The sequence below is a fragment of the Aurantimonas coralicida DSM 14790 genome, from assembly GCF_000421645.1.
GTDB lineage: Bacteria > Pseudomonadota > Alphaproteobacteria > Rhizobiales > Rhizobiaceae > Aurantimonas > Aurantimonas coralicida.
Genome location: NZ_ATXK01000005.1, coordinates 223,385 through 239,109, shown reverse-complemented (window position 1 = coordinate 239,109; position 15,725 = coordinate 223,385). Strand labels below are relative to the sequence as shown.

15 protein-coding genes are annotated in these 15,725 nt (G+C 68.2%); 5 read left to right on the top strand and 10 right to left on the bottom strand.

Annotation, left to right across the window (positions count from 1 at the left end; translation table 11 throughout):
• Positions 1-74 precede the first annotated feature (74 nt).
• The 9 genes from H536_RS0113165 to H536_RS0113120 form a co-directional block, all read right to left on the bottom strand.
• Positions 75-1,250 carry a class I SAM-dependent methyltransferase gene (locus H536_RS0113165; RefSeq protein WP_155898476.1) on the bottom strand — a complete coding sequence of 392 codons (1,176 nt, stop codon included), beginning with the start codon at positions 1,248-1,250 and terminating at the stop codon, positions 75-77.
• A gap of 242 nt (positions 1,251-1,492) precedes the next feature.
• Positions 1,493-2,836 carry an MFS transporter gene (locus H536_RS0113160; protein ID WP_081651919.1) on the bottom strand — a complete coding sequence of 448 codons (1,344 nt, stop codon included), beginning with the start codon at positions 2,834-2,836 and terminating at the stop codon, positions 1,493-1,495.
• Positions 2,833-3,882 carry a helix-turn-helix domain-containing protein gene (locus H536_RS0113155; RefSeq protein WP_024350915.1) on the bottom strand — a complete coding sequence of 350 codons (1,050 nt, stop codon included), beginning with the start codon at positions 3,880-3,882 and terminating at the stop codon, positions 2,833-2,835. The genes H536_RS0113160 and H536_RS0113155 overlap by 4 nt, the downstream gene beginning before the upstream one ends.
• Before the next feature lie 150 nt (positions 3,883-4,032).
• Entirely contained in the window at positions 4,033-4,458 is a 426-nt protein-coding gene (locus H536_RS0113150) for a hypothetical protein (protein WP_155898475.1), read from the bottom strand.
• Between the two features lie 49 nt (positions 4,459-4,507).
• Complete coding sequence (locus tag H536_RS22615) at positions 4,508-4,930, bottom strand: hypothetical protein (protein WP_024350913.1); 423 nt, start codon at positions 4,928-4,930, stop codon at positions 4,508-4,510.
• A 64-nt stretch (positions 4,931-4,994) separates the two neighbouring features.
• A complete protein-coding gene (locus tag H536_RS0113140; protein ID WP_024350912.1) occupies positions 4,995-5,507 on the bottom strand; it encodes an SH3 domain-containing protein in 513 nt (170 codons plus the stop codon).
• A gap of 59 nt (positions 5,508-5,566) precedes the next feature.
• Positions 5,567-5,938 (bottom strand): DUF2059 domain-containing protein, encoded by a 372-nt coding sequence (locus H536_RS0113135; RefSeq protein ID WP_024350911.1) that lies wholly within the window; start codon positions 5,936-5,938, stop codon positions 5,567-5,569.
• A gap of 169 nt (positions 5,939-6,107) precedes the next feature.
• Positions 6,108-6,539, bottom strand: a complete 432-nt coding sequence (locus tag H536_RS0113125) for a hypothetical protein (protein WP_155898474.1) — start codon at positions 6,537-6,539, stop codon at positions 6,108-6,110.
• 93 nt (positions 6,540-6,632) lie between these two features.
• Positions 6,633-7,097, bottom strand: coding sequence for a DUF4087 domain-containing protein (locus H536_RS0113120; RefSeq protein ID WP_051141595.1), 465 nt, complete (start codon positions 7,095-7,097; stop codon positions 6,633-6,635).
• A gap of 325 nt (positions 7,098-7,422) precedes the next feature.
• Between H536_RS0113120 and H536_RS0113115 the strand changes: the two genes are divergently transcribed.
• Positions 7,423-8,700 carry an adenylate/guanylate cyclase domain-containing protein gene (locus H536_RS0113115; RefSeq protein ID WP_024350908.1) on the top strand — a complete coding sequence of 426 codons (1,278 nt, stop codon included), beginning with the start codon at positions 7,423-7,425 and terminating at the stop codon, positions 8,698-8,700.
• A gap of 32 nt (positions 8,701-8,732) precedes the next feature.
• Here the strand turns inward: H536_RS0113115 and H536_RS0113110 are convergent, their stop codons facing one another.
• Positions 8,733-9,536 carry a DUF2189 domain-containing protein gene (locus H536_RS0113110; RefSeq protein ID WP_024350907.1) on the bottom strand — a complete coding sequence of 268 codons (804 nt, stop codon included), beginning with the start codon at positions 9,534-9,536 and terminating at the stop codon, positions 8,733-8,735.
• Between the two features lie 179 nt (positions 9,537-9,715).
• On the opposite strand from H536_RS0113110, the gene H536_RS24390 reads away from it, so the two are divergent.
• Genes H536_RS24390 through H536_RS22610 form a run of 4 tightly spaced genes read left to right on the top strand, consistent with a single transcriptional unit; the run spans position 9,716 to position 15,703 of the window.
• Entirely contained in the window at positions 9,716-10,267 is a 552-nt protein-coding gene (locus H536_RS24390) for an Hpt domain-containing protein (protein ID WP_156421787.1), read from the top strand.
• A complete protein-coding gene (locus H536_RS0113100) occupies positions 10,264-12,315 on the top strand; it encodes a hypothetical protein (protein WP_024350905.1) in 2,052 nt (683 codons plus the stop codon). Before H536_RS24390 ends, H536_RS0113100 begins: the two co-directional genes overlap by 4 nt.
• Positions 12,316-12,320: 5 nt before the next feature.
• Positions 12,321-14,231, top strand: coding sequence for a glycosyltransferase family 2 protein (locus tag H536_RS0113095; protein ID WP_024350904.1), 1,911 nt, complete (start codon positions 12,321-12,323; stop codon positions 14,229-14,231).
• Positions 14,228-15,703, top strand: a complete 1,476-nt coding sequence (locus H536_RS22610) for a hypothetical protein (RefSeq protein WP_024350903.1) — start codon at positions 14,228-14,230, stop codon at positions 15,701-15,703. Before H536_RS0113095 ends, H536_RS22610 begins: the two co-directional genes overlap by 4 nt.
• Positions 15,704-15,725: the final 22 nt, after the last annotated feature.

The following is a 15,725-nucleotide window of genomic DNA, read 5'->3' as shown; positions in this document are numbered from 1 at the left end:
CTCATAAGTGGCCTGGCGCTCCCTGCCTGTATAGCGCCTGAGTGGCAGTGCCGAGTTGCGCGCCCGTGGCCTACTTACTTACCCGCGAGCCGGAACAAGGCGCTGCGGGCCCGCGACAGAAATCGCCGGGGCATCGGAGAAGCCGCGCTTCTCCCCGGCGCCAACACAGAATACTCGTAGAGTTGTCGCGATAGGCGCTGCGCTTCTTCGTAGACGCGGTCCGATAGCTGCGACGTGCGGCTTCCTGCCTCGGCCGCCAGAAGCCGCGCCTCGAGCCGGGCAAGCCGGGTATCAGTCCCGATCTGGTCGAGCCTCCTGAAAATCGCGTCCGGCAGGCTGATCGTGCTGGGCGTGCCGAACCGCGCCACCGGCCGGACCGTGATCTGATCGCTGATCGGCGGCATGTCGGGGACCTCGGCGCCCGGCAGCGAGAATGCCGGTTGGGTCGAATCATGGAAACGCTTCGCCGACGTCAGATACGGCTCCACGTCCTGTCCGCGATAATGCTTCTGCACGGCCATGCGGTGATGCGTCGTGGCTACGCCCTTTTCGGCGATGCAATAGGTCGATCCGTAGCCCGGAACGCGCACATAGGCCGCTTCCGCCACCGGCCCGTTCGGCGTGTCGATATAGGGATGGTAGTGGAAGAGATCGACGCTCTGCCCGAGCTTCGGGTCGTCGAAGGGCATGTCGCAGCGCGACGCATAGACCTTGGCGTCGGCGAACTCGTTCACCAGGCAATAATCCATGATCCAGTCGGGCGTGATCTTCACATAGGCCGACGGGAAACCGTTCGACCAGGCGAAGATGAACATCCGGCCGCCCGGGCGCAGCATCTTCGTCATGTTGCGGACCATCGACAGGGGATCGAAGACGTTGTCGAGCGAGCCGCCATCGATGATGAAGTCGAACCGGCCGATCAGCTCTTCCGGCACCTCGCCGCAGACGTCGAAGATGTAGTCGGCGCCTTCATACGGGCTGATGTCCGCGACGAAGTACGTGTCATTGCCCATGGCCCGGAACAGCGAGGCGTCGAGGATCGGATGCTCGCCCTCGCCATGATGCGTGTTCAACGTGTCGGGTTCGAAATCGGTGCGGACGGGCGTCACGCCGTGCCGCGCCATCATCGCGAGAATCTCGTCCGGGCTCGGTGAGATATGTTGTCGCCCGACCGCCAGCACTTCGCCGGTGATCGGCTTGTGCGCGTGTTCGTGGATCAGCAGCTCGACCTCGATATGCCCCATACCCATGGACGTTCCACCTTATTGTTTTGAGATGTCGGTCCGGTCGCCGCACATGGAGCGGCCCGCAACTGGGGCGGGAGCACTGCACCGCCCGGTTGAGATAGACATGTAAGGGACACTTACGTCAATGACGGCTTCAGCCGGGAGCGTGATCACCCCGACCACCATATTCGGTAGGCCCGAGGTCCCCGGTGTTTTGCCATAAGAGTCAGGAGCTTGCGCCACAGGAGACTTTTCGCCGGGACGGTTCAGGCGCGAAGTTTTCGCGCGCCGTTCGGGACGCCGGCACGGGCGCCGGCATCGCCCGGCAGGTCCGGTCCCGCCAACCGCTCGAGCCTGGCGGCCTGAAGCGCCGAGAGCGTTCCGAGCAAGGCGCCGAGGGCGAGGACGGCGAGGATCGCCTGGCGCAGGCCGGCGGGGCCGGTAAAGACATGGTCGCTGAACCATCCGACCGTCAGCGGCCCGAGCCCCAGCGAGACCATCGTGACGATGAGGACGAAGAGGCCCGTGGCCCGGCCACGCAAGCCCGGTGGCGTCATCCGCTGGATCGCCACGAGCCCCGCCGGCGTCGTGAAACCGAGGCAGAAGGTGATCGCCGCAAGGGCGCAGAGCGCGACAACGAGGTCGGCCGAGAGGCAGAAGACCGCGCCGGCGAACAGCGCCGCGGGCAGGGCGACGATTGCGGCCCAGGCCGACGGGGCACGCACCCCCCGCCGTGTCAGCGCATCGATCGCCCAGCCCCCGAAGACGTTTCCCGCCGGGCCGAAGCCGACCACGATCGGGCCGAACAGGAGACCGCTGGCGGCCGGGGTCAGGTCGAAGCCCCTGACCAGCAATGTTGGGCCCCATGCCGCCGTGACCTGGACCAGCAGGATCGCCGCCGCCGAGGCCCCGAGATAGGCCAGATACGTTCCCCAGCGGCCGGCGGCGGCGGCGAACATGCCCGGCGGGCGGGGCGCGTTGCCCTGGCTGCGCGGTGTTTCGTCCATGGCCGAAAGCCAAGCGAAGGCGACGAGGTTGAGGATCAGCGAGAGGAGCAGCAGGGTGCGCCAGGGCGCAAGGCTCGCCAGGGGACTGCCCGGCCCCCACAGGCCGATCCAGCCGAGCGCCACGCCACCGCCGAGGAGCGCCAGTCCCCGGCCGAACGTCGCGGCGGAGGTGAAGACGGCGATCGGCTTGCCGATCCCGCGGCCGGCGAAGCTGTCGGCGAGGAGGCTGGTCGCGGCCGGCACGAGCGCCGCCTGGCCGAGGCCCACCAGCATGCGCGCCAGCACCAGTTGCGGATAGGATTGCGCCAGCGCGCAGGCGACCGTTCCCACGGTCCAGGCGAGGATGCCCGCCTGGATGATGCGGCGCCGGTCGAACCGGTCGACCAGATAGCCGAGCGGGACGATCGCGGCGGCATAGAGCAGGACATAGGCCGTGCCGTGCAGGAACCCGAGCTGGGTGTCGCTTAGTCCGAGCTCTGTCTTGATCGGACTGAGGACGAGGCTGAGGAGATGCCGGTCGAGCGAGGAGACCAGATGCACCATGGCCAGGGCGAGCGCCAGGTTCCACGCCGCGTTCGGCCCCGCCCGCATGACAGGCTTCATGAAGTTGAGGCTTGCGCCCGCATGTTGAGCGAACTGACCCAGGGCGCGAAGCCGTCGCGTCCCGGCACCGCCATCACCGCAGCCGGCGAGGCGGGGCCACCCTGGCGTCGCCGGAATTGTCCGGGCGGCATGGCGAAGACCTCGCGAAAGGTCCGGCTGGCATGGCTTTCGCTGGCAAAACCGCAGGCGAAGGCGAGTTCGGCGATGCTGCGCATGTCGCGCCGTTGGCTGAGCAGCGCGCGAAAGCGATGCACCCGGCGCCGCCGGATGTAGCTCGCGACACCGCCATGGGGCTTGAACATCTCGTAGAGCCGCGAGCGGGAAATGCCGGCCTTCGCGGCGATCACGGCCGGGTCGAGATCGTGCCGCGACAGCCCCTCCTCGATCAGCTCCTGGGCGAGCTTCAGCTTGCCCCGCGCCTCGGCGCTGGCGGTGCCGTCGTCCTGGCGTAGCGTGATCATCAGGAGCTCGGAGAAGATGCCGACCATGCCGTTGACGGCGTCGGCCGACAGCGTGCGGGCATTGCGGGTCAGCGACGCCATGAAGTCCGCCAGGAGCGCACCGCGCTCGGCGCCCAGGACGCGGCCGTGCAGATCCTGGCCACCCAGATAGGCGCGCTCGACGACGTATCGCGCCACCGAGAAGGTCAGGACATGGGCGTTCCCGCAGCGATTGCCGTAGGGCCGCCCGGTATCGAGGATGATGATCTCGCCGGGCCTGACGGTCGCAGCCCCGTCGGCGGTCTCGACGACCAGCACGCCGGAGAGGTTGAGCTGCATGACAAAATGTTCGAAACCGTCCTGCCGGATCCGCTGCGCCGACCGTTCATGGGCGACGTCGTTCAGCCAGCGCTCGAAAATGACCAGCTCGCCCAGCGGTCGCGCCTCGAACTGCGCGGCAAAGCCGGCGCCGAGACGGGTCACTTCGGTGCCGCCGGCATAGAGATCGCGATAGGCTTCGAAACGGTCTTTCAGGGCGAAGGTGTCGCTGGAAAAACGCAGGACGGGAACGTCGGGTCGTGCGCGCCCATCCTCACTCGTCGACACCGGTCACTCCCCGCCACATGCAACGTCCCCAATCGTGTCTAAGGGGAAAATCCGTTCAATCGCAATGGCTCAGAGGCGAAATGCCGAAGGGGTGACCGGCCTGCACCGATCGGGACGTGGAGGGGCGCCGGGGACCGCCCGCCGGAACGCTCAGCGCGCGGCCGCGGACCGGCGACGCGTAACGCGCCGAATGACCAGCGCCGCGGCGCCGGCGAGGATCAGGACGACGAATTGCCAGACGGCCACCATGGCGACGACGATGGCGTTCTGGCCATCCGGCGCCGCGAAATGCAGGGCATGGGCGTCGAGTGCGGCGCCACCGGCCGTGCAGATCAGGAGAAGGGCGAGAAGAACGCTGCGAAACCGGCCGGATGTTGCGAAGACCAGCCCGGCAAGGCCGGCGACCGGCGCGATGCAGGCAGGCAGCATCAGCGCGCTGAAGCCGATGTCGGACGCCATGGTCAGGGCGCCGGCGACAAGGAACTCGCCGGTCAGATAGAGGCTGTAGAGCGCCAGCGTCGTCAGCGCCAACGGCCGGGCGAGGGCCCGGCGCGCTGGTGAATTGTTCGGACCCATCAACTGGGCCGGACCGGGGGGCGCAAGGCGAAGGGCGGCACCGGCAAGCCTAGTTGGGGTAGGTATAATAATAGAGGGCGCACATGTCGGCGTCGCTGCCCGGAATGTCCTGGGTGTCGAAGACGGCAACCGCGACGTCGCTGTCGCTGCCCCAGCTTGCGACATAGGTCACCGGTCCCGAGCCGCAGAGCCGGTTCCCGTTGAGCAGCACCGGATCCATGGGCGCCGCGACGGAATAGACCGAGGCGTTGACGGTTTCGCCGTCCACCACGAAGCTGTCGCCCACCAGTTCATCGAAATCGAGACGGGTCCCGTCGGCGAAGACCATGCTGAAATCGTCCATCTCGACATCGCCGGTGATCGCCATCGCCGTGGTGCTGGTGGCGAGTAGAGTCTCGGCCAGGACGATCGACGTGGCGCCGACGAGGAGCGCGAAGCCGACGGAGCCGGCAATCAGAACGGGGCGGTTCATGCGGATTTCCTCGAGGTAGGGGGATGATTGGCGGCTCGAATGGCCCCGCGCCGGATGTCGCGGTTCAGTTGCAGCTCGACAGGATGCCGTCGACGCTGACGCCGCCTTCGTGACAGAAGATGCCGCCCCAATGGAAACCGGTGCCGCGCGCCGTGGCGACCCGGAACCATTTGTAGCCGTCGAACCAGATCCCGGTGTCTTCCAGGATTTCGATCTCGTCGCCGTCTCGCAGCGAGGCGATCCTGCGGAAATCCATCCCGGGCCCTTCGCGCAGGATGCCGCCATAGGAAAAGCCGAGCATCATGCCGGAGGGCAGGGATGCCGACCCGCCGCCGACGCCGGCTTCACGCTCCATCTCCACCATGGTCTGCAGGTCGCCGACGCATTCGTTCGGAATACCGGACCAGAAATCCGGCTCGCTGCTGCAGTCGGTCATGCTCAGGACACCGTCCCGGTCGCCGCAGGTCAGCCGGGCCTGCTGCTCGCACCACGGATCGAGCGCCTGTGCGGCAGCGGGACCGCTCGCATGGAAGGTCGATGCCAGCATGACGGCCGCGCAGAGTGTGACGAATTTCATCGGCTGGATACCTGTCGGAACGTGGACGTCCGGCGCCACCGGTCGGCGCGTTGCGCGCGTCAATTGACGTAGACGTAGAGGTAGCCGGGATAGACCTCGACGCAGATGCGCGGCGTTCCCCGGACGATGGCCCGCAGAACGCTGGGGTCGGTCTGGCCATTGTCGAGCATGGCCGGAATCTGGGCGCGGGCACTGCTCGAGCCGAACGTGCTGTCACCCTGATCGCCGCGGTCGCGATAGCCGAATTTGTGGAAATTGGCCCGATCCTGACGCAGGATCGAGGCCGCATCCGTCAACTGGAAGCCATCGGAGGCCGACTTGTCGTTCTCGGTGATCGTCGTGCAGAATTCGTCGACGATGCCTTGCGCGGCCGCGGGCGACGCCAGCGCCAGGCCGGCGACCACGAGAATACCGCGGATGGTTGAGGTCATGGTCGTCGCCTCGTTCGGGTGGGGGCTGGACATGAATGCCGCGCCGAGCGGCACGGAACAGTCGAAGCCGGTGTCCGGTATCAGGCAAGTCTAGGCGGGGCGCCGCACCTGCGGAATGCCTGTCCATCCCGCTCTTTGGCCTGTGCGTCCATCCTCGGAGCGCATCGCCTCAGTTGCGCGGCACGACGATCTGGTTGCCGTAGATCGCATCCGCCCGCATCTCATCCGAAGGCGGGTCGAAACACTGGCCGATCAGCACGAACCATCCGGACGGAAAGCTGGGCTGGTCAAAGGTGATGATGGCCTGGCCGAAAGCCGCCGACCGGGTCCCGTCGGGGCCGGTCAGCGTTGCGGCGCAGTCGGAATCGCCGCTGGGACCGATCCAGTAGCCGTGGAATGTGCCGCGATCGTCGATCGCCGCAGACAGCCCCGGAACATACAGGCGCACCCGCTGCCGCGAGCGGCCGACGGGATAGCTGAGCACCGAGACGCCGTTGACATCGTCGTCCCAGGTGACCTCGCCGCCACCGGGCAGGACCCAGGCTTCGTCGGCGAGTGCCGGCGCCCCGCAAAGGGCCGCGCCGATGAGCGCGGCGAACACTCTCTTCTGCATGGGAACGCTCCGTTCGAGAGGGGACCTGCTGTCGCTGCACTGGACCGGAACCCGCCATGGCGGCGAACCGGTGCCGGATCGTCAGTTGATCGAGGGCAGGGCGGGATCGGCGAGGCAGGCGTTCAGCGGGCGCGGCTGCAGCCGGTCGATCCGCACCACGTTGGCGCTGCGGTGATCGACGACCCCGTCGAAACAGGCGCACCCATAGCCGTAGGAGCCATTGGTCTCGACCCATTGGTCGGCGGCGAATTCCGGCCAGGAGATGTCGTGGAACCGGTTGCCGAGATCGCGGCCCTGTTCGGAGAGGGTCCAGGTGCCGTCGGCATCCGTCAGCCAGAAATTTGCCGGTGTCGGATTGGCCAGCCAGCCGCAGCGACGCTCGGCCATCTCGCGCACCCCGTTGGCGGCCATGCGGACCGGGGTGTCCGCCGAAACAGGCGCGGCCACCGTCAGCGGGGTCTGGCCGGCCGGCGCGGAGACGGAGGATCCGGCAAGCATGACGGTGCAGAGGGCAAGGCGGAGGGCCCCGCGACGAAATTCGGACACGCGTTGTCACTCCCGGTTTCCGGTGCGCCGGCAGGATTGCCGCGACCGGAGAATCTGTGCGCGGCGGGCGACGGTTCGTTCACCGCATTCCCGTCTCGCGCTGCGCCGCCATCATCGGCAGTGGCGGCGGTCGCGGCAATGCCTCCGCGTCCCGCATCCATGCCCCAGAATTTCAGGGCCTCGAGCCGCCGCACCGTGGAGCGGCCTGCGCGACAGAGGCCGCCGGTGCTGGCCGGCAACACTGCCGGCGGCGGCGTCCTGTCACTCTTGCGCTGCGACGCCGGCATCCCCATTCCAAGGGGATCAGCGCCAGACATTCGAGGATATGACGATGGAGCCCACTCGCTCTGCAGGCCGGGTCGATTCCTGCGACACCGGGACCTGGCCGCTCCATCGCACGCGGCTCCTCGACTGGCTGGTGCGCGAGACCCAGGACGAGCGGTTCATCGACGACATCTTCCAGCAGCTCTGCGACCGCCTGCGGGCGGGCGGGCTGCCGGTGGCCCGCGCCACGGTGCATTTCCGCATCCACCATCCGCAATGGCTGGGCGCGCGCATCCTGTGGCGCCACAATACGCCCGACGCCGATATCCAGACCTATCAGCACGGCGCGCTGGAAACGGCGGAATATCTCGAAAGCCCGATCGCCGCGGTGCATGGCGGCGCCAGCGAAGTGCGCCTGCGCCTCGCCCGGGAGCCGGCGGCCGCCGACGAATACTCGCTGTTCGGCGAGCTTCGCGCCGAGGGCATGACCGACTATGTCGCCTGGCCGCTGGAGCACACGTTCGGCCGGCGCCATGTGGTGTCCTTTGCCAGCGATGCGCCGGAGGGCTTTTCCGACGCCGAGCTCGCCTTCCTCGCCGACCTCCTGCCGGCTTTCGCCTTGGTCAGCGAGATCCGGCTGAAGAACCGGCTCGCGCGCACCCTCCTGGAGACCTATGTCGGCCCCCATGCCAGCGACCAGATCCTCGCCGGCGCCATCACCCGGGGCAGCGGCACCACGGTCGCAGGCGCGATCATGGTCTGCGACCTTCGCGACTTCACCCGGATCTCCGAGCTGTGGCCGCGCGACGACGTGATCGAGCTCCTGAACGGCTATTTCGACGCGATCTGCGAGCCGGTCGAGCGCCATGGCGGCGAGATCCTGAAATTCATCGGCGACGGCCTGCTGGCGATCTTCCCCCTCGACCGGCCGACCGCCTGCGACGACCTTTTGAAGGCCCTGGCCGAAGCGCAGCAGGCGATGGATGTCCTCAATGCCGGCCATGTCGCGGCCGGCCGGGAGCCGTTGCGCTATGGCGTCGGCATCCATGTCGGCGACGTGATGTACGGCAATATCGGCTCGCGCAACCGTCTGGACTTCACCGTCATCGGCCCGGCGGTCAACGCCGCCGCGCGCCTGGAAAACCTGACCAAGACGGTGCAGCGGCCGGTGCTCCTGTCGCGGGCCTTCGCCGAGCGGGCGAGCTGCAGTTCGGCCCTCGAAAGCCTCGGCAGCTTCCCGCTGCGCGGCGTCGGCGAGGACATGGAGGTCTTCGCCTTCTCCGGCGCCGGATGCGATTCGGCTGTCATCACCGAAACGGCCGTCGCAGCGGCGTCGTAGCGCTGCCGCACGTCGCCCGCCGCCCGGCGCGTTCAGCCGCCGGCTGGCGCCACCGCGCGGCGGTAGAGGTGCCAGCTGGCGTGGCCCAGCACCGGCAGCACGACGGGCAGGCCGATCAGCAGCGGCAGCGAGGCCGCGAAGACCAGCCCCGCCACCATCAGGCCCCACAGAAGCACCGTCCCGGGATTGTGCAGCATCACCCGCACGGAGGTCGCCATCGCTTCGGCGACGCCGCCATGGCGGTCGAGCAGCAGCGGAAACGAGACGACGGTGATGGCCAGCGTCACGAGCGCGAAGCCGAGGCCGACCAGATTGCCGACGCCGATCAGCGTCCAGCCGCGCGTGGTGGTGGGCAGCTCGCCGAGAAACGCGCCGTAGGACGTCGTCACGAACAGGCTGCCATAGAGCCAGATATAGATCGCCTGGGCCGCATAGAGCCAGGCCGCGAAGATCAGCAGCAGCAGGCTCGCCAGACCGAGGATCGACGGCAGCGCCGGCGAACGCAGCACCTCGAAGGCGTCCGACCAGCTTGCGTCGAGCCCGCGCTCGCGCCGCCGGCTGATCTCGTAAAGCGGGATCGCCGCCACCGGGCCGATGAGGGCAAAGCCTGCGACCAGCGGGAAGATCAGCGGCAGGACGTCCTGATCCGCCGCCCAGACGCCGATCGCCAGGCCCATCAGCGGATAGACCAGGCACAGGAAGGCGTAATGGGTCGGCCGCGCCGTGAAATCGGCGATGCCGGCCTTCAGGCAGGCGACGAGATCGGCCGCGCCGATCCGCCGGATGTCCGGGCCGATTGTCTCTGCGGAATGCGGGATGCTTGGTGCGGTCGTCATCGTCCAGCTCCTTTCAGAAGTGGTCGAATGAAGCGAAACGGCCGGGCCTGAGCGCCTGCCGGCCCGTCGCCGCCGCTCGTGCCGCAAGGGTACACCCGAAGGCGAAAACGGTCCATCGCGATCCGGATTGTGAGGCAATCGCGCATCACGTTTTCGTTCACGTCACACGCCCGTTTGCGGTGGATGCGACCGGTGCGCAGCCGGCACAAGTCAATCCCCAGATTTACGGACTTGCCGATCCCGCCATATCCGATAGCTCCGAAAACGTGCTGACGGAGGCTGCAGGGATTCGCGCGAATTCTGCGGTGATGCCAGCAACGGGCCGCATCGTGGCTGGATCAGCCAGGAGTTCACACGATATTTGTGATCGAAAGGCGAGGTTATACTGCGACATGGGCACGGATGACTTCCGCAGCAGGATATTCGCGCTTGGCCAGCGGTTCCATGCCCGCTTTCCGGGGCAGATGACCGAGATCGAGACGACCCTGGCGACCGCGACCGCCGACCCCGCGGCCGTGGTCTCCCTGCGCATGGCGCTGCACGCCATGGCCGGTAATGCGCCGACCCTCGGCTTTCCGCAGATCGGCGCGGAGGCCCGGCGGCTCGAAGCCGTGATCGCCCCGGCCGCCGAAACGAACCGCAGCCTGACGGACGATGAGATGCGACAGGTCGAGGACGGCCTCGAAACCCTTCGCGCGCTTCGGGACGAACAGAACGAGACCTATTCATGATGCTTGCCCGCAAGACGGTCGCAGTCGCGATCTCGGTCATGGCCTGTGCGGCCGCCTCCGGAACCGCGATGGCCCAGACCGCACCGGGGGGGCAGACGGACCAGAGCGGGCAGGCCGTGCAGGGCGCACCGGCGACGACGCCGACCGGGACCGCGGCCTCCACGAACGACCCGGCGACGCGCGCAGCGGGCGTGCGGCGCGTCATCGGCCTCGGCGAACTCGGTTTCGACGAGGGTTTGCAGTTTTCCGGGCTGAACGGCGAGCGCGAACTGTTCTTCCCGGTCGTGGCGGAGGCCGCGAAGGACATGGTCCTGCGCCTGTCGCTGCGCTCGCAGAGTGCGTTTGCCAGCCGGCGCAGCATGCAGGTGCTGGTCGGCGACCGGATAGTCTTCGCGCGCGGGCTCGGCAACGAGGACGAGAGCTTCACCGTCGAGAAGGCCATCGATCCGGCCAGCGTCGAGAACGGCTTCGTCAAGGTGACCCTGCGCTATAGCGGGGCGATCACCGAGGATCGCTGCGTCGACCAGCGCGTCGCCGGCGACTTTCTGTCGGTCTTGCCGGATTCGGCTTTGGAAGTGGCGCTCGATCCGGCAGCGCTCGACACAATCGACCGCGTCCTGGCGATGATGCCGGACGACGTCGTCATCCGCATGCCCGAACGCGACCTGCGCGAAGCCGAGATGGCGGCGCTGATCCGCATCAACGCGGCGCTCGTCGCCCGCAACGCCCGTGTCACCTTCGACCGCGCGGCCGATCCGGCGGCGGCGGACGGCTCCGGGGACGCGCTGTGGACGACCGGCACGATCGCGCTGGGCTTCGAACCGCCGGCCGACGCCGGCCCCGCGCTCGCCGGCGCGGGCGGCCTGTCCGTGCTGTCTCTCGGCAGCGCGCCCGGCCTGCTGGTCAGCGGCGACCGTCCCCAGGCCGCCGCCGAGCTGCTGTCGTCGCGCTGGCAGGCCCTGGCGCTCGGATCGTCCCTGTCGGTCGCGGCGGCAAACGATGGCGAGGACGCGGCTTCGGCGACCAGCTTTGCCGATCTCGGCATCCCGCTCACCAGCGCCAGCCTGGTCGATCAGGTCGTCTTCGACGCCGCCTTCCTCGGCTCGCAACTGCCGGCCGGCACGCGCCCGTCCCGGCTCGATCTCGATCTGGCGGTGGCGACCGACACCCGCGGCTCGAACGTCACCATCGCCGCCTTCCTCAACAACTACCTCTTGGCCAGCACCACCTCGCCGGGCGGCAATCCGGTGACCCTGTCGGCATCGATCCCCGCCGGGCTCGCCGGCCGCGAGAACGCGCTGCGGGTTCTGGCCCAGCGCCAGCCCGATACCGGCGATTGCGCCAACCCGCCGCAGGGCTTTCCCGTGCAGCTTCTGCCGACGAGCAGCATCGAGACGACCGCGCTCGGCCGGCCAGCGGCGGAGTTCTTCGAGGCGACCTCGGCCTTCGGTTCCGGCGTCACGGTCTTCATGCCCGAGGCCGCCGCCGGCTCGCTGAAGGGAGCCGCCGCCGCCTCGCTGGTCGCCGGCATGATCTCGGCAGAGACGCCCTTCGATCTGCGCTACGGCCCGGTCGGTGACGCGCCGCAGGCGCCGTTCATCCTCGTGGCGGACACGCTGCCGGAAGGGATCGACAGCCCCGTCCGCTTCGACGAGGGGCGCGTCCGCCTGACCGATGCCGGGGGCGATCCGCTGCTCGATATCGGCGGTCTCGACGACTACACCATCGTGCAGATCGTGCGGGCCGGCGATGTCACGGGGCTCTGGATCCGGCCCGACGCCGATGCGGCGTCCGGCGACGCGGCCGCGCCGATCGTGCCGGTCGCCCTCGACCGGGGTGACGTCGCCCTCGTCGACGAAGCCGGCCTGGCCTTCGCCTTCTCGACCACGCGCGACCAGCTGGTGCAGGTCACCTATCCCGATCGCCTGTCGCTGACGGATCTGGCGCGGCAATACTGGCCGTGGATCATCGGCGCGCTCTGGATCGTCGGCACGCTTGTCTTCGTCACCCTCCTGTCGCGCATCTACCGGCGTCGCCGGGCCGGCTGACAGCGATGGCGTTGAGCGCAACCGACGTCGCGATCGGCAACCGTCTCGTCCAGAAGCGGCTCATCACGCTGGCCCAGCTGGACGAGACGCGCACCCGCGCCGAAGCCTGGAATGTCAGCCTGATCGACGTTCTGTTGACGCGCACCTGGGCCCGGCCGCTCGAACTCTACCGGACCGTCGCCGAGCATTTCGATCTGCCCTTCGTGAACCTGATCGACGAGCCGCCGGACGACGCGCTGCTCGATCCGGCCGACCATGACGACTGCGCCCGCAACCTCGTCCTGCCGTGGCGCCGCGTGAACGGCCGGCTGCAGATCGCGACGGCCCGGCCGGGTCCGGAGGTCATTCTCTTCCTGCGCCGCAAGTTCGGCCCGGCCTTCGACCTCGTCGTCACGTCGAAATTCGACATCGTCTGGTCGCTGCAACGGGTGTTCCGCGAGGACCTGTCTCACCGGGCGGTCTACGAGCTCGCCGAGATCGACCCGGAAATGTCGGCCCAGCGGGTCATTACGACTAACCAGATCGTCGGCGCCTATGGCCTGTTCACGCTGCTGGCCGTCGGCTTCTATCTCGCGCCGCTCGGCACGCTGATCGCCATCAACTGCCTGGTGACGCTGTTCTATCTCGGCAATTTTGCCTTCAAGGCCGGCCTCGTCTGGTATGGCGGCTTCGGCCAGTCCCGCCGCCGCCGCACCATCGAGGTCGACGCGCGGCTGCTGCGCGAGGCGGACCTGCCAGTCTACACGATCCTGGTGCCGATGTTCCGGGAGCCCGAAGTGCTGCCGATCCTCGCCCACGCCCTGCGCAATCTCGACTATCCGCTGGCCAAGCTCGACATCAAGATCGTCCTGGAGGAGACCGACGACGAGACGATCGATGCGGCCAAGGCCCTCGGGCTGGAAGGCATCTTCGAGATCGTCCGGGTGCCGGCCTCGATGCCGCAGACCAAGCCGAAGGCCTGCAATTACGCGCTGAAATTCGCCCGCGGCGATCTCCTCGTGATCTTCGACGCCGAGGACAAGCCGGAGCCCGACCAGCTGCGCAAGGTCGTCGCCGCCTTCCGCCGGAGCGAGCCGAACACCGCCTGCATCCAGTGCCGCCTGAACTACTACAATGCGCAGGAAAACTGGCTGACGCGCATGTTCACGCTGGACTACGCGCTGTGGTTCGACCTGATGCTGCCGGGCCTCGAACGTCTCGGTGTGCCGATCCCGCTCGGCGGCACCTCGAACCATTTCAAGATCGACGTCCTGCGCGAACTGCACGCCTGGGACCCGTTCAACGTCACCGAGGACGCCGATCTCGGCATCCGCATGACCCAGAAGGGCTACCGGGTCCGGGTGATCGATTCCACCACCTTCGAGGAAGCCAACTGCAACACCGGCAACTGGATCCGGCAGCGCTCGCGCTGGATCAAGGGCTACATGCAGACCTTCCTTGTCCACACCCGGCGGCCGCTGCATCTGATCCGCACCATCGGCCCGCTCGGCGTCGCCGGCTTCGTCTTCTTCATCGGCGGCACCATGCTGTCGGGGCTGCTCAACCCGATCTTCTGGCTGATCTTCGCCGGCTGGCTCCTGACCGAGACCACCGGCTTCGACGCGCTGTTTCCGCAGACGATCCTGTATTTCGCCCTGCTGAACCTCCTCGCCGGCAATGGCCTGTTCATCTACCTGACGATGATCGCGCCCTTCCGCCGCGGCTGGCTCGAACTCGCCCCCTACGGCATCACCGTCGTCTGGTACTGGGTGCTGACCTCGATCGCCGCCTACAAGGGATTGTGGCAGCTCATCGTCAATCCGTTCTACTGGGAGAAGACCCAGCACGGCATTTCCAAGTTCACCGCCAACGAGCTGGAACAGGCCAAGAGCGCCGACGGGGAGAAGCCCAAAGCGGCGACGGCGGTGGCGGCATGATCGCCGCCCTGCGCCTCCTTGCCATCTGGGCCGTCTTCTTCCTGGTCTGCCTCGCCGCGCTGCTCTGGACCGCCGCCCATGGCTATGTCTCGTCCGGCGTTCTGGCCTCCTCGGGGCAGGCGATCCTCGCCGCCGAGGGGCGCGACAGCTTCGGCGCGGTCGCCACGGCCTATCCGCCGCTGCCCTATCTCCTGTCGCTGGGCACCGCGCTGGTCGGCGATGCGTCGCAACTGCCGGCGCTGACGGCTGCCGCGCTGGCCGGCGGCCTGTTCGCGGTCGTCGTCGCGTCGAGCCTCGGCAGCGCCGGCATCGGGCGGGTTACCACCGCCATCATCACCCTGCTTCTGGTCGCCAACCCGCTGTTCCTGCGGGCACTGGCGGACGGGCCAGGCCTGGTGCTGCTGATCACCTCCGTCTTCATGTTCGCCGCCGGCTTCATCGGCCTGCGGGCGGACGGGACCGCCTCGAACGTGATGACGCTGGCCTTCGCCCTGGCGCTGATGGCCTTCTCGCATCCCTATGGCATCGCGCTCGCGCTGGCCGCCCTGCCGCTCCTGGCGCTGGCCTCCGCACCGCATCTCATCGAGCGCACGCCGGGCAGCCTCTACCTCTCGCTGCTCTTCCCGCTCGGCTTCGCCTTCCTCGCCTTCGCCTATGTCGGGCAGGTCTTCGCCGACGCGCCCTGGGCGTTTCTCGGCACGCTGGCCGCGCCTTTTGACGCCTATGCGCTGCCGCAGACACCGGGCGCGGCGGCCCTGCGCATGATCGGCGGGCTGGTGCTGTGCGCTCCGGTCCTGATCTTCGCCACCGTGCGGGCCGGCCGCAATCCGGCGCTGTTCGTGCCGATGATCGCGCTTTTGAGCCTGCCGATCCTCGGTTTCGCCCTGTCGGGCCTCCTGGGTGCCCGCTTCGATCCGACGGTGGCGCTGGCGCCGGTGCTCGGCCTTGCCGCCGCCTTCACCATCTTTGCCTCGGGCAACAGCCGGCGCATGATGCGCACCAGCCTGTTTCTCGCCGCCGGCCTCGTCGGCAGCGTTTTCTGGCTCGCCGACAATCCGACCGCCGACACCGCCGCGTGGCGCGATGCGGCACTCGGACGGTCCGAGGCCGCGCCGACCCCGCTCGGGCAGCTCGCCGGCTTCCTCGCCTCCCGGTCGGAGATCCTCGTCGACACCAATGCCTATCCCGAACTGGTGGCGCTGCGCGGCACCGGTGCCGGCCTTGTCGTGCCGGGCTCGACGCGCTTCGAACTCGATCTCCTGGCGGCCCGGCTGCAGACGCGTTTCGTCGCGGTCCGCGACCCGGCGGCCGACATCGTGGTGCGCGATCGCATCAACCAGGCGTTTCCGCGACTCTTCCGCAACGGTGCCCGCGATTATGGGCTCGTTTACCATTTCGAGGGATGGCGGGTGTATGAAAGACTGGTCCGCGATGCACGCCGGCCGGAACCGGAGCCGCAGCCTGCCGGATGAGACAGGGGCGGCCGCGGCGGCC

What these genes read in the sequence shown, in the direction of transcription:
- H536_RS0113095 (WP_024350904.1), top strand. Translation starts at nt 12,321, where the DNA reads ATGGCGTTGAGCGCAACCGACGTCGCGATCGGCAACCGTCTCGTCCAG.
- H536_RS0113135 (WP_024350911.1), bottom strand. Translation starts at nt 5,938, where the DNA reads ATGACCTCAACCATCCGCGGTATTCTCGTGGTCGCCGGCCTGGCGCTG.
- H536_RS0113100 (WP_024350905.1), top strand. Translation starts at nt 10,264, where the DNA reads ATGATGCTTGCCCGCAAGACGGTCGCAGTCGCGATCTCGGTCATGGCC.
- H536_RS0113150 (WP_155898475.1), bottom strand. Translation starts at nt 4,458, where the DNA reads ATGGGTCCGAACAATTCACCAGCGCGCCGGGCCCTCGCCCGGCCGTTG.
- H536_RS0113160 (WP_081651919.1), bottom strand. Translation starts at nt 2,836, where the DNA reads ATGAAGCCTGTCATGCGGGCGGGGCCGAACGCGGCGTGGAACCTGGCG.
- H536_RS0113165 (WP_155898476.1), bottom strand. Translation starts at nt 1,250, where the DNA reads ATGGGTATGGGGCATATCGAGGTCGAGCTGCTGATCCACGAACACGCG.
- H536_RS0113110 (WP_024350907.1), bottom strand. Translation starts at nt 9,536, where the DNA reads ATGACGACCGCACCAAGCATCCCGCATTCCGCAGAGACAATCGGCCCG.
- H536_RS0113115 (WP_024350908.1), top strand. Translation starts at nt 7,423, where the DNA reads ATGACGATGGAGCCCACTCGCTCTGCAGGCCGGGTCGATTCCTGCGAC.
- H536_RS0113140 (WP_024350912.1), bottom strand. Translation starts at nt 5,507, where the DNA reads ATGAAATTCGTCACACTCTGCGCGGCCGTCATGCTGGCATCGACCTTC.
- H536_RS22615 (WP_024350913.1), bottom strand. Translation starts at nt 4,930, where the DNA reads ATGAACCGCCCCGTTCTGATTGCCGGCTCCGTCGGCTTCGCGCTCCTC.
- H536_RS22610 (WP_024350903.1), top strand. Translation starts at nt 14,228, where the DNA reads ATGATCGCCGCCCTGCGCCTCCTTGCCATCTGGGCCGTCTTCTTCCTG.